Here is an 11,556-nt window from a genome sequence, read left to right as displayed (position 1 = left end):
GTCGGTGTCGAAGCCGGCTATCTGCTTCTCGATGAACAGCCGGGGATCGTCGTCCGGGCCGAGGGCCATCTCCAGGTCGCGGCGGGGGTCTCGCTGACGAGCAGGCGGACGGCCGTGGGTTCCGTGGTCGTGACCTCGGCGTCCCGCCACTCGCAGTGGTAGCTGAAGCGGACCCGCGCCTCGTCGAGTACGTACTCCCCGGGCGCGAGGGGGACCGTGATGCGCGGCCGGTCGCCTTCGTCGGTGTCCGGGCCGGAGACGGCCAGCAGCCCGCTGGGCCCGCACAGGGTGCCGACCCGGCGCGGCTCCACGACGGTCATCTCGGGGTGGTACCCGTCGGTCACACACACCCCGGGCCGGAACAGCTCGTTGATCGGCCCGGGCTGCGCGGGTCGCGGCGGACGCCAGCAGGTGGCGGGGGCATCTCCGTCACCGGGCTCGGCTGCCTCGGCCACCTCAGCCGCCTCGAAGGCCGGCGGCTCAATGAGCCCGTGCACCTGGGCCGAGAGCAGCGGCCACTCCCCGAAGGCGGGGCGGTCCATCCAGCGCTCGTCGTCCCGGAGACTGGGCGAGGTGACGTAGGAGCCCCCGCCCTGCCCCTGCCGCTCCTCCGTCCGTCGGCCCCTCCCGTCCGGGAAGAGGTCCACGGTGATGCGCGGGCACGCCTTGTCGAACTCCGCCATCTCCGGGCCGGTGTAGTACCAGCCGACGGAGTACCGGCGCAGCAGCCGCGACGGGTCGTCCAGCAGCCGCATGTCCAGGTCGTAGGTGCGGCGGCCCTGGGCGTCGTAGACCCACAACCCGACATAGTGATCCCGCCAGGAGACGAGCCGGACCTCCAGCGGAGCCTCCCGGCCCGCCGCTTGGTACACCACGACGTACGGAAGCCCGGCGGCATCCCGGGCCTCCCCGGCGGATATCGGCCGCCAGGGCGCGCGGGCCTCCAGGTCCCACGCCTGCGCGTACCCCGCCTCGACCACCATCGCCGCTCCCTGTCCCTGCGTCCTGCATCGGCTGTGTGCTGAGCTGCAAGGTAGCCGCCGGCTGTGACAACGGCCCTACCGGGCCGGGCGGCGGGCCAGCCGGTGGCCCGCAGGCCGAACTGGTCGGCAGCGTGCCGCTGGGCGGCCAGCATCCGGTCGGCAGTGGCGGGTGCGGGGGTGTCGAACATGGCTGGTCCCACCTCGGGTGGGAGACGGCGGCCGCGTCCCTGGATACCAGCTCCATGGCGAGGCCCGCGACCTGTTCGGCGGTGAGGCCGGAGCGGTTCGGCGAGGTCGCCGAAGGTCAGGCGGGCGCCGGACATCAGGGCCTCCGGCGCGGGCCGGACGCATGGGTGGAACTCCCATGCGTCCGGCGGCGCGCAGCACCACGGCTCCGTCGGCGGCCTCGATCGCGGCCCGGGCGGTCGTGAGGGCCAGGATCAGGTCCCGGGCATCAAGGGCGTCGCCGATGTACGGGAGGGACGGGGCCGGGCGTCCGGGGTCGCGGGCATCCAGGGAGGCGGCCAACTCGGCGACGACGTGGGGGTGGAGCGCCTCGGAGACCTCCTTGCGCAGCTGCTCGGCGTAGGCAGCCCGCTCGGCGGGGCCTACCACCGTGGGCACGGCTGCCCGCAGGGTCGGGGAGTGGAGCAGCTGTCCGGCGAGCCACACCAGGAGGTGGTGGCGTTCTTCGAACGGCTGCGCTCCAGGAGTGCGACCAGCCCACCCCATGCCACCACCGAATGGGCCACTCGCGTCGCGGACCGGCTCGGTTCGGCTTCGCATGGAGGGGAGCCGCGCGCCACCGCCGCGGGAGCCCCCCTCCGACAGGACGAGCCATGCAAACCTGGTACGTGCGCACCACCTACGCCACCGGCGACCCGGCCAAGCTCGAGGGTGTGCTCGACGCGCTCCGCAGCGAAGCACCCGGACTGCTCATCCAGAACCCCGGCTACCACCGCTTCGGGCTGTTCGCGGACGGGGAGATCGGCAAGATCCTCATGGGCTCGTGGTGGGAGAGCGAGAGCGCTCGGGCGGAGAGCGATACGCGGCTGCGCGAGCGCCGTCTGGAGCTGCTGGCCCCCTTCGCAGACACCGTGACCGTCGACGACTGGGAGGCCGTGTCGTACACGCCCGCGCCCAAGGTGGCGCCCGGCATGTGGATCCGGACCGGGTACGTGGAGTTCGACCCGTCCGACGCGCCCGCGTACCGGCAGACGTTCGAGGAGCTGGGCCGTCCCCAGCTGGAGGCCCTGGACGGCGCGGTCAGCGCGACGCTCTTCCTGAACGCAGCGGCGGGGCGCGCGCACGTAGGCGCGCTGTTCCGCGACAAGGCCGCGCTGGTCGCGACGCGGGGGCCGCAGTCGGCGATCCGCGGCGCGTCCCTCAAGAAGCTGAACGCCAGGTTGCTGAGCCTGGAGGAGTTCGAGCTGATCATGGCGCACCGACCGTAGGGGTAAGGAGCGCCAGCGAGGGCCCATCTGGCCAACTGCACGCTCGCTTGCTTACTTCGGCACCTGGTGCCGCGTCAGGCAACGTTCGCCCTCTCGACGGGCGTGACTCCATCTCGTGTGGAGCAGCAAGTCATGCGCGATGATGCGACGCGGCCCAGGATCGCTATATGAACAGGCGGACGTCGCCGTCGCCTGATTCCGGCCCAGACGTGGCAGCCCATGCCGCGTCTCCGCGATCTGGAAGGACCCAAATGCCGATCGTCCTCATCTCCCCCGAGTTCACACAGGAGCAGTACGAGGAGACCAACCGCAAGTTGACCGGGGGCAAGAACCGGATGGAATCTCCAGCCGACTGGCCCGTAGAAGGTTTGCTCGCACACATCGCGGGACAGGGCGAGAGCACCTTCCGCGTCGTCGACGTCTGGGAGTCCGAGGAGGCCCTCAACCGCTTCGCCGAGATCCTCATTCCGATCCTCCGTGAGGCCGGTGTCGAGGGCGACCCGGAGGTGTATCCGGCACTCACATATGTGTCCGCCTAGGTGATCAGCCGCCTCGGGGCAGTGCTGTGCCCGTCCCAGCGGCGCGGATACCGCCGACGGGGAGCCTTTTCACGCGATCGAACAGCGCCAGGTCAGCCAGCGCCGCAACAGGAAGCAGCTCGCGGCGGAGTACCGCCTGGTCATCTGGGAGCCGCAGTCCCGGGAGCCTGCCATGAACCACCGGGTGCTGCCATGGCTCAGGCCACGTTCGCGCGGGTGACGACCGCGCGGAGGCGTTCGTCGGCAGCGTGCTTGTTCCGCCAGATGATGTAGCGGCGGACCATGCTGCCCTGCTCCTTGTGGCTGGTGTGGTCGGTGCCGTCCAGCGCGAAGTGGCACAGGGCGGTGAACTGGGCCTCGATGCGGTTCAGCCAGGAGTTGTTGGTCGGCGTGTAGGCGAGCTCGACGTTGTCCGCCGCGGCCCAGTCGCCGACCCGGCTGTCCTTCTTGGCCAGGTGCGGGGAGAAGTTGTCGAGCACGACCATGATCCGGACCGGAGGCGGGTAGAGGCTGCGCAGGTAGCGGCAGAACTCCAGGAACCTCGTGCGGTGCTTTCTCGGCTTGATATGGCCGTAGAGCCTGTCCAGCCCAGGTCGTAGGTGCCGAACAGGTGCCGGACCCCGTCCGGGCGGATGTAGGTCGCCCGTCGGCGGGGCCTCGCCTCCCGGCCGGGGTCTTGTGCTGCCCTCCGCGCTCAGCCCACTGCCGCCCCGGGTGGGGCTGGAGGTTGAGCGGCCCGAACTCGTCCAGGCAGAAGACGACTTCGGGCTCGCCGTCGTCGGGTATGACCTCTCTGTCAGCGATCGCGTAGAGGTGCTCGACTCTGGCCTTCTTGGCGGCGTAGTCGGGGTCGCGCGAGGTCTTCCATGTCTTTATGCGTTGAAAGGAGACGCCCTCCTCGCGGAGCAGGATCCGAAGGCCCTCGTGGCTGATGTCTCTCCGAGCACGGGGTAGTCGGTGTAGCCCTCCGCCCCCTGTACGTGCATCAGGAACTCCGGACGGATGTCGTTGAGCGGTGCGCCCGTGCGCAGCCGCTGCACGAAGTCGGGGTTGGCGAGGAAGCCCCGGCCCAGTGCCACGAGGTCGGCGCCCTCGGAGAGCAGGCGTTCGCCCCGGCACTTGCCGCCGTCGGCAGCGACCTCCTCGCGGGAGAGCGCCGGGTTGGCGATCAGGATGCTGGGCCAGTCCCGGCGGATCTGTGCGAAGGCGGGCCGGTCGGGGTCGGCGTGGACCTGGTGCAGGTAGACCGGCGTCAGGTCGGCCAGGGCCTTGACCAGCGCCGGGTAGATCTCCTCGGTGTCGCCCTCCTCGATCCCGTTGACGTCCAGCCCGGGCGAGATGCGTACGCCGACCCGCTCCGGGCCGATGGCCTGGGCGACGGCCCGGACCACCTCGACGGTGAACCGGATGCGGTTCTCGACGGAACCGCCCCACGCGTCGGTACGGCGATTGGTGTTGCGGGAGAGGAACTGGTGCAGGAGGTGGCCGTTGGCGGAGTGCACCTCCACCCCGGCGAAGCCCGCCTCGACGGCGCCCCGGGCCGCGCTCGCGAAGTCGGCCACCGTGGACCTGATGTCCTCGGCGGTCATCGCGCGCGGTAGGACGCCGTCCCGGAGGCCGCCGGGGGTGTGCAGCTGCTCGGGGAACGGCACCGCGGACGGGGCGAGCGGCACGTACCCGCTGGTCTCGGGGTGGCCGACCCGGCCGCCGTGCTGGAGCTGGAGGAACATCCCCCCGCCACCGGCGGCCCGCACGGCCTCGGTGACCCGGCGCCAGCCGGCGATCTGCGCCGGGGTGTGGATGCCGGGGATGTGCGGGTAGGTCTGCCCGACGGCGTTCGGGGTGCTGGCCTCGGCAATGATCAGGCCGGCCGAGGCGCGCTGTGCGTAGTACGTGGCCATGAGCTCGCCGGGGACACCGTCGGCCCCGGCGCGGTTGCGGGTCAGCGGGGCCATCACCAGACGGTTGGGCAGTTCCAGGCCGCCGAGGCGGGCGGATTCGAAGAGGCGGGAAGCGGCGGGACCGTGCTGTGTCTGCGTCATGCCGGTACCGTAAAAGCTGACATTGATGTCAGATTCAAGAGCTGGGGTGGGGTATGCGGATCGGCGAACTGGCTGCGCGCACCGGGGTCGGTGAACGTTCGCTGCGCTACTACGAAGAGCAGGGCCTGCTGGCTTCGGACCGGACGCCCGGCGGCCACCGGGACTTCCCCGAGCGGGCGGTCGACCGGGTCATCCGGATCCAGGAGCTCTACGCAGCCGGCCTGCACAGCGCGAAGATCGCGCAGATCCTCCCCTGCATGCGGGACGAGGACGGCGGCCCGTCGGTGCGCGCCACCCCGGCGCTGGTGGCTGAACTGGCCACGGAGCGGGACCGGATCGACCGGATGATCGGCGATCTGATCCGCTCCCGCGAGGTGCTGGACGAGGTGATCGAAGCGGCGGCGGGCCGCACGACGGCCGCCTAGCGCCGTCGCGTCACCTTCGGCGGACGCGTTGTGGCTCAGGTGGTGGTTTCCGAGGGTGTTTCGGGTTTCGTGTAGAGGACGTCGCGGGCCTGTTCCGCTGCGCGGGCGATGCTTTCGGAGACGAAGTCGACGAAGCGGGCGATGTTCTCGAGGCGGGTGGCGGCCAGGGTGCCGGGGCCGAGGATGCCGACGCCCTGCCTGGCGGTCTCGGCGAGCTGTGCGGTGCCGCGGGCGCTGGCCATCATGGACTGGTACCAGACGTCGTTGTCGACGACGTAGCGCTCGCGGCGGCGTTCGTCGCGTTCTCGGCGGACCAGGCCCTGGCCCTCGAGGAAGGCGATCGCCTTGGAGATGGACGCCGGGCTGACCTGGAGGCGCTCGACGAGTTCGGACGCGGTGAGGCTGCCCGCGTCGGTGATGTAGAGGCAGGCCAGCACCCGGGCCATCATCTTGGGCGTGCCCGCCTGCATGAGGACGGTGGTGAACGTCTCCTCGTACTCGCGCACCGCCTCGGCATCGCGGCCGTGGGTCTGCGCGGGTGCCTTCGGGTCGCGGGGCGCGGCCTGCCTGCGGCGGTGCGCGCGGTGTTCGGTGGCCCGGTGGGCCAGATCCGAGCGGTAGCCGGCGGGGCCGCCGTTGCGCATCACCTCACGCGTGACCGTCGACGTCGGACGGTCCAGACGCCTGGCGATCTCCGCGTAGGCGAGGCCGTCGGCCAGTCCCAGCGCGATCTGCTGGCGTTCCTGCTGGGTGAGTCTGCCTCCCGGCATCGCGGGCTCCTTCGCGGTCTGTCGTGGCTCAAGGGCGTCTCTAGGTCGCCAGTATAGCGTTCACCCGCAATTCATTGCAACGTGTGGGGTGGGGTGCGTTGCATTAGATTTCGGCTCATTGCAACGAATTCTCGGCCTCTACCTGCACTGATAGAGATTTTGCGCAACGAACGTGTTGCCAGATCTGTGAATGCAACGTAGCTTTTCCATCATCAGAAACAGCGGGCCGAGAGAGCGCGCTACATAAACAGGAGAGAACCATGCAGAAGTTCGACACCCCCGCCCCGATCTCCACCGTCCTCGACATCCCCGCCGGACACATCCGGTTCATCGCCGCCGACCGGGACAACACCACCGTCGAGATCCTGCCCGCCAACGCCTCCAAGAGCCGCGACGTGAAGGCCGCCGAGGAGACCACCGTCACCTACACCGACGGTGTTCTGCGGATCGAGGCCGCACCGGCCAAGAACCGGGTCCTCGGCTCTTCCGGGTCGGTGGAGGTGACCGTCCAGCTGCCCGCCGGCTCCCGCGTCGAGGCGAAGGCCGCCAGCGCCGAACTCCGCGGCGTCGGACGCCTCGGCGATGTCTCCTTCGAGGGCGCGCAGGCCACGGTCAAGATCGACGAAGCCGCGAGCGCCCGTCTGACCCTGATGTCGGGTGATGTCTCGCTCGGCCGTCTGGGCGGGGACGCGCAGATCAGCACCAAGAAGGGCGACCTCCAGATCACCGAGGCCATGCGCGGCACGGTCACGCTGCGCACCGAGGCCGGCGAGATCACGGTCGTTGCCGCCCGCGGAGTCTCCGCTGCCCTGGACGCCGGCACCACCTACGGCCGGATCAACAACGCGCTCCAGAACACCGGCGGCACCCCGGACCTGAACATCCACGCCAGCACCTCCTACGGCAACATCACCGCCCGCAGCCTCTAAAGGGAGCATCCCACCATGACCAACCTGGCCATCGCGGCGAACGGGCTGCGCAAGTCCTACGGCGACAAGAGCGTGCTCGACGGCATCGACCTGAGCGTTCCGGAGGGGACGATCTTCTCCCTGCTCGGGCCGAACGGCGCCGGGAAGACCACTGCCGTCAAGATCCTCTCCACCCTCATCACCCCGGACGCCGGTGAGATCCGTGTCGCCGGTCATGACCTGGCGGCCGATCCGCAGGCGGTGCGGGCGGCGATCGGTGTCACCGGGCAGTTCTCCGCCGTCGACGGGCTGATCACCGGGGAGGAGAACATGCTCCTCATGGCCGACCTGCACCACCTGTCCAAGAGCGAGGGACAGCGGGTCGCCGCCGAACTGCTGGAGCGCTTCGACCTGGTGGAGGCCGCCAAGAAGCCTGCCGCCAGTTACTCCGGCGGTATGAAGCGGCGCCTCGACATCGCCATGACCCTGGTCGGCAACCCGCGGATCATCTTCCTCGACGAGCCCACCACCGGCCTCGACCCGCGCTCCCGCCACAACATGTGGCAGATCATCCGCGAACTCGTCACAGGTGGCGTCACCGTCTTCCTCACCACCCAGTACCTCGAGGAGGCGGACCAGCTCGCCGACCGCATCGCCGTCCTCAACAACGGCAAGATCGCAGCCGAAGGCACCGCTGAGGAGCTCAAGCGGCTCATCCCCGGCGGGCACGTGAAGTTGCGGTTCTCCGACCCGGCCGCCTACCAGGCCGCCGCCGCCGTGCTGGGCGAGGTCGCCCGCGACGACGAGGCGCTCGCCCTGCAGATCCCCAGCGACGGCAGCCAGCGCGACCTGCGCTCCGTCCTGGACCGGCTGGACTCCGCCGGCGTCGAGGCGGACGAGCTCACCGTGCACACCCCCGACCTCGACGACGTCTTCTTCGCCCTCACCGGCGCCACCGTGCCCAGCCAGACCAACGAGGCCAAGGAGGCCGTCCGATGAGCTCCCTCTCCCTCGCCCTGCGTGACTCGTCCACGATGCTGCGCCGCAACCTCCTGCACGCGCGCCGCTACCCCTCGCTGACGCTGAACCTGCTGATGACCCCGGTCATGCTGCTGCTGCTCTTCGTCTACATCTTCGGTGGCGCGATGAGCGGCGGCATCGGCGGCGGCGGCCGCGACGAGTACATCGCCTACATCGTGCCGGGCATCCTGCTGATGACCATCGGCAGCACTGTCGTCGGCGCCGCGGTGTCCGTCTCCACCGACATGTCCGAAGGCATCATCGCCCGCTTCCGCACGATGGCGATCCACCGCAGCTCCGTGCTCATCGGGCACGTCGTCGGCAGCGTCCTGCAGTCGATCGCCAGCGTGGTCCTCGTCGGCCTCGTCGGCGTGGCCATCGGCTTCCGCTCCACCGACGCCTCCGTCCTGGAGTGGCTGGCGGCCTTCGGCCTCATCGCCCTCTACGCCCTGGCGCTCACCTGGATCGCGGTCGGGATGGGCATGGCCAGCCCGAACGCCGAAGCGGCCAGCAACAGCGCGATGCCGCTGATCCTCCTCCCCCTCATCTCCAGCGCGTTCACCCCGATCGACTCGATGCCGGGCTGGTTCCAGCCCATCGCCGAATACCAGCCCTTCACCCCGGCCATCGAGACCCTGCGCGGCCTGCTGCTCGGCACCGAGATCGGCAACAACGGCTGGCTCGCCCTCGGCTGGTCCATCGCCCTCATCGCACTCGGCTACCGCTGGTCGACGGCACAGTTCAAGCGCGACCCCAAGTAGGCGGCGTGAGCGCGCGGACTGCCTCCCGCAGCCGCCCCCGTCTACCCCCAGGGCGGCGTACCCGACACACCATGTCGGCGTACGCCGCCCTCAGTCGTACACAGCACGCCGAGGTCCTCGCGCATACCGACAGGCCTTGTGCCCTTTACTACTTCGCCTGCAGGACTCCGGACTCACCGCGAGCAGTGCTGTGTCCGCCGAGAGGGCAGTCCGTGTGGTCCGCGCGGACGCGTTCGATCCCCAGCACGAAATCACTGCGCTCCCTGCGAGCCGTGTCCGCCTCCTCACGTACGTTGTCGAGACGAGCCTCGAGCCGGCCGACGCGCTCGCGGTAGCGCTCGAGCTCGGCACGCACGAACTCGACGTCGGCCACCTGCTGCGCGGTTTCCCGGTGGCCCGGACCTGATGTCCGCGGGTGGCGGAAGCACCGTGATCGAAGGGATGAAGGCCGGCTCCCCCGCCATGGCTGGCACCACCGGCTCGATCCCGGACACGCGTCCGGTGCGGCCGGGCCGGTGCAGGTCGAACTGCGCCGCCTGCCCGGCGACGTCCCCCCGAACGAGTGCCTGCCCGTCGCAGCAGCCCTCTTCGAGATGTTCAGGAAGGTCCAGGGGGCAACGCCCTGACGGCCCGGAGCGTCCGGCAGGATGGGTGCGTGCTGACGATCAGATCTGTGGTGCTGGGTGTCTCGGATGTGCCGCGTGCGGCCGCTTTCTGGACGGAGGCTCTGGGGTATCTGCCGCGCGGGGAGATCGAAGAGAACTGGGTGGTGTTGATGCCCGCAGCGGGGACCGGGGTCCAACTGGCGCTCGGGCTGAGTGAGACACCGGTTCAAGAGCATCCGCGGGTCCACCTGGACCTGTACGCGGACGACGCCGCCGAGCAGGCCGCCGAGGTGGATCGGCTCGTGTCCTTGGGTGCGCAGCGGGTGGAGTGGGACCTGTATCCGGAGGACCCTGACTTCGTCGTGCTCGCCGACCCCGACGGGAACCGGTTCTGCGTCATCGACGCCAGCCGCAGCTGACACGACCCCGGTGTACCCCGGCCCTCCCCCTTACGCCTTGCGGGCCGTGGCGGAGGCGAAGCCCAGCCAGGTGTGGCGGTTGCCCCACCAGCACCAGCCGACCTTCGGGGCGTTGCGCCGCTCGCGGCCGTCCCGGCCCGTGCCGTTGCTGATCCAGATCGCCGGCGTGCGGGCGTCCAGGGCGCCGTTCGCCTTGCGCAGCCGTGAGCCGATGGTCATGAAGCAGTGGTTGCGTTCCAGGGCTGCCGGTTGCTGGAGCACCCAGTGGATGCCCTCGGTGAGCAGCAGCGGGGTGCGGTCCTGCTCCGTGAGGGCGGGCAGTGCCTCCTCCGGGCTCCAGTTGGCCATGTGGTCGCCGCGATCGAGGCCGGTGAGGAGGTAGAGGGGCGTGCCGGGTGGCTCGATGCCGTCGGCCGTGACGAAGCGGTCGACGTCGGGCATGTCGGTGACGACGAAGCCGGGCTTGGCCTCGCGGCGGAGCAGCGGTGCGAGGGCGGAGGCGGGGGCGCGGTCCGGGTGCACTGCGAGCAGGGCGTCGTCGGATCGGCCTTCGGCTTCCTCCGCGAATGCGCGCAGTTCGTCGGCGGGCATCCCCGCGAGCCGGTGCACCCCCAGCTCGATCAGGCGCTCGGCCTGGGTGGCGAGGGGCGGGAGGGAGGGGGCGGTGGGGGTGGACGAGGATTTCGGCACGGTACCCCTGGGTTCGGTCGGGAGCAGTGGGCCCCATGGCAACGAAGTGGCTCGTCGCAGTGTTCCCCCGCCGTCGATGCCGCGCGCGGTTTGCCCGGCCCGGGCGGGCGCCACGGACCGGTCAGAGTTGCGAGCCGCCTGATGCGTCGATGCGTTGGCCGGTGATCCATCGGGCATCGTGTGAGGCGAGGAAGGCGACGATGTGGGCGACGTCGGAGGGCTCGCCGATGCGTTCGAAGACGGACATCCGGGCCAGGTTCGCGGCGTCCTCGGGAGTGGTGCGGAGTTTGGCGTTCATGTCCGTCGCGACGAAACCCGGGGAGACCGTGTTGACCGTGATGCCGCGGGGCCCGAGCTCCTTGGCGAGCGCCAGGGTGAGGGTGTCGACCGCGCCCTTGCTCATGGAGTAGACGACGGACTTCGGGTAGGCGATCCGGGTGGCGACGGAGGAGATGTTGATGATCCGGCCTCCCTCCCGCATACGGGTGAGGCCTTCCTGGACGATGAAGAGGAGCGCCTTGACGTTGACGGAGAAGATCTTGTCGATCAGCTCCGGGGTCACCTCGTGGATCCGCGCCGAGCCGCTGACGCCGGCGTTGTTGACGAGGATGTCCAACCCGGGCTCGAGGCCGCGCCGGGCCAGTTCGGAGTCGAGGGCGGCGTAGAGCGCCTGGGCGTCGCCGGTGACGCCCAGGAGGGTCCGGAGGGCGAAAGCCTGGCCCCCGGCGGCCCGTATGGAGGTCACGACGTCGTGGGCCGCGGCACTGTCCTGTCCGTAGTGGACCACCACGAGCGCGCCGTCGGACGCCAGACGTTCGGCGATGCCACGGCCGATGCCGCGGCTGGCACCGGTGACCAGTGCCGTCCTGCCTGCCAGCGGTCCGTCGGCGCTCCGTGCCCGGGGCTGCTGCTCCGGAGCGGGAGGCCGGGGTGCGGGGGG

At 70.3% G+C, this 11,556-nt stretch carries 13 protein-coding genes and 1 pseudogene; 8 read left to right on the top strand and 6 right to left on the bottom strand.

Features of this window, described 5'->3' with window-relative positions; genetic code table 11:
* Positions 1–17: 17 nt before the first annotated feature.
* Positions 18–983 carry a hypothetical protein gene (locus AB0M76_RS34350; protein ID WP_365956670.1) on the bottom strand — a complete coding sequence of 322 codons (966 nt, stop codon included), beginning with the start codon at positions 981–983 and terminating at the stop codon, positions 18–20.
* A gap of 839 nt (positions 984–1,822) precedes the next feature.
* On the opposite strand from AB0M76_RS34350, the gene AB0M76_RS34345 reads away from it, so the two are divergent.
* Positions 1,823–2,437, top strand: a complete 615-nt coding sequence (locus AB0M76_RS34345; protein ID WP_365956669.1) for a hypothetical protein — start codon at positions 1,823–1,825, stop codon at positions 2,435–2,437.
* Positions 2,438–2,688: 251 nt separating this feature from the next.
* A complete protein-coding gene (locus AB0M76_RS34340) occupies positions 2,689–2,976 on the top strand; it encodes a hypothetical protein (RefSeq protein WP_067010458.1) in 288 nt (95 codons plus the stop codon).
* Positions 2,977–3,173: 197 nt separating this feature from the next.
* Here AB0M76_RS34340 and AB0M76_RS34335 read toward each other — a convergent pair.
* Together AB0M76_RS34335 and AB0M76_RS34330 are read right to left on the bottom strand one after the other, a co-directional pair.
* Positions 3,174–3,912, bottom strand: a pseudogene (locus AB0M76_RS34335) (transposase); the annotation flags it as partial.
* Positions 3,849–5,018, bottom strand: coding sequence for an alkene reductase (locus tag AB0M76_RS34330; RefSeq protein WP_365956667.1), 1,170 nt, complete (start codon positions 5,016–5,018; stop codon positions 3,849–3,851). The pseudogene AB0M76_RS34335 and the gene AB0M76_RS34330, both read right to left, overlap by 64 nt.
* Positions 5,019–5,071: 53 nt before the next feature.
* Here AB0M76_RS34330 and AB0M76_RS34325 point away from each other — a divergent pair, with 53 nt between their 5' ends.
* Entirely contained in the window at positions 5,072–5,443 is a 372-nt protein-coding gene (locus AB0M76_RS34325; protein ID WP_267003668.1) for a MerR family transcriptional regulator, read from the top strand.
* A 35-nt stretch (positions 5,444–5,478) separates the two neighbouring features.
* Here the strand turns inward: AB0M76_RS34325 and AB0M76_RS34320 are convergent, their stop codons facing one another.
* The gene (locus AB0M76_RS34320) at positions 5,479–6,213 is read right to left on the bottom strand and encodes a helix-turn-helix domain-containing protein (RefSeq protein ID WP_328623628.1); all 735 of its coding nucleotides are present in this window, start codon (positions 6,211–6,213) and stop codon (positions 5,479–5,481) included.
* Positions 6,214–6,473: 260 nt separating this feature from the next.
* On the opposite strand from AB0M76_RS34320, the gene AB0M76_RS34315 reads away from it, so the two are divergent.
* From AB0M76_RS34315 to AB0M76_RS34295, 5 genes are all read left to right on the top strand, one after another.
* Positions 6,474–7,142, top strand: a complete 669-nt coding sequence (locus tag AB0M76_RS34315; protein ID WP_365956666.1) for a DUF4097 family beta strand repeat-containing protein — start codon at positions 6,474–6,476, stop codon at positions 7,140–7,142.
* A 15-nt stretch (positions 7,143–7,157) separates the two neighbouring features.
* A complete protein-coding gene (locus tag AB0M76_RS34310) occupies positions 7,158–8,120 on the top strand; it encodes an ATP-binding cassette domain-containing protein (protein WP_365956665.1) in 963 nt (320 codons plus the stop codon).
* Positions 8,117–8,902, top strand: coding sequence for an ABC transporter permease (locus AB0M76_RS34305; protein WP_030303978.1), 786 nt, complete (start codon positions 8,117–8,119; stop codon positions 8,900–8,902). Before AB0M76_RS34310 ends, AB0M76_RS34305 begins: the two co-directional genes overlap by 4 nt.
* Positions 8,903–9,092: 190 nt before the next feature.
* Positions 9,093–9,308 (top strand): hypothetical protein, encoded by a 216-nt coding sequence (locus tag AB0M76_RS34300; protein ID WP_365956664.1) that lies wholly within the window; start codon positions 9,093–9,095, stop codon positions 9,306–9,308.
* A 249-nt stretch (positions 9,309–9,557) separates the two neighbouring features.
* On the top strand, positions 9,558–9,926 hold the full coding sequence (locus AB0M76_RS34295) for a VOC family protein (protein WP_365956662.1): 369 nt from the start codon (positions 9,558–9,560) through the stop codon (positions 9,924–9,926).
* Between the two features lie 30 nt (positions 9,927–9,956).
* Here the strand turns inward: AB0M76_RS34295 and AB0M76_RS34290 are convergent, their stop codons facing one another.
* Together AB0M76_RS34290 and AB0M76_RS34285 are read right to left on the bottom strand one after the other, a co-directional pair.
* Entirely contained in the window at positions 9,957–10,616 is a 660-nt protein-coding gene (locus AB0M76_RS34290) for a DUF5701 family protein (RefSeq protein WP_365956660.1), read from the bottom strand.
* Positions 10,617–10,737: 121 nt separating this feature from the next.
* Positions 10,738–11,493 (bottom strand): SDR family oxidoreductase, encoded by a 756-nt coding sequence (locus AB0M76_RS34285; protein ID WP_365956714.1) that lies wholly within the window; start codon positions 11,491–11,493, stop codon positions 10,738–10,740.
* Between the last annotated feature and the right edge of the window lie 63 nt (positions 11,494–11,556).

The sequence above is a fragment of the Streptomyces sp. NPDC051364 genome (assembly GCF_040682115.1).
In the GTDB taxonomy this organism is placed as follows: Bacteria; Actinomycetota; Actinomycetes; order Streptomycetales; family Streptomycetaceae; genus Streptomyces.
Note: the sequence above shows the minus strand (reverse complement) of the source record. Positions and strands in the feature narration are given on the sequence as shown.

Bases quoted from the DNA above. Each gene is read 5' to 3' on its own strand.
- AB0M76_RS34350 (WP_365956670.1), bottom strand. From the start codon at position 983: ATGGTGGTCGAGGCGGGGTACGCGCAGGCGTGGGACCTGGAGGCCCGC.
- AB0M76_RS34345 (WP_365956669.1), top strand. From the start codon at position 1,823: ATGCAAACCTGGTACGTGCGCACCACCTACGCCACCGGCGACCCGGCC.
- AB0M76_RS34340 (WP_067010458.1), top strand. From the start codon at position 2,689: ATGCCGATCGTCCTCATCTCCCCCGAGTTCACACAGGAGCAGTACGAG.
- AB0M76_RS34330 (WP_365956667.1), bottom strand. From the start codon at position 5,018: ATGACGCAGACACAGCACGGTCCCGCCGCTTCCCGCCTCTTCGAATCC.
- AB0M76_RS34325 (WP_267003668.1), top strand. From the start codon at position 5,072: ATGCGGATCGGCGAACTGGCTGCGCGCACCGGGGTCGGTGAACGTTCG.
- AB0M76_RS34320 (WP_328623628.1), bottom strand. From the start codon at position 6,213: ATGCCGGGAGGCAGACTCACCCAGCAGGAACGCCAGCAGATCGCGCTG.
- AB0M76_RS34315 (WP_365956666.1), top strand. From the start codon at position 6,474: ATGCAGAAGTTCGACACCCCCGCCCCGATCTCCACCGTCCTCGACATC.
- AB0M76_RS34310 (WP_365956665.1), top strand. From the start codon at position 7,158: ATGACCAACCTGGCCATCGCGGCGAACGGGCTGCGCAAGTCCTACGGC.
- AB0M76_RS34305 (WP_030303978.1), top strand. From the start codon at position 8,117: ATGAGCTCCCTCTCCCTCGCCCTGCGTGACTCGTCCACGATGCTGCGC.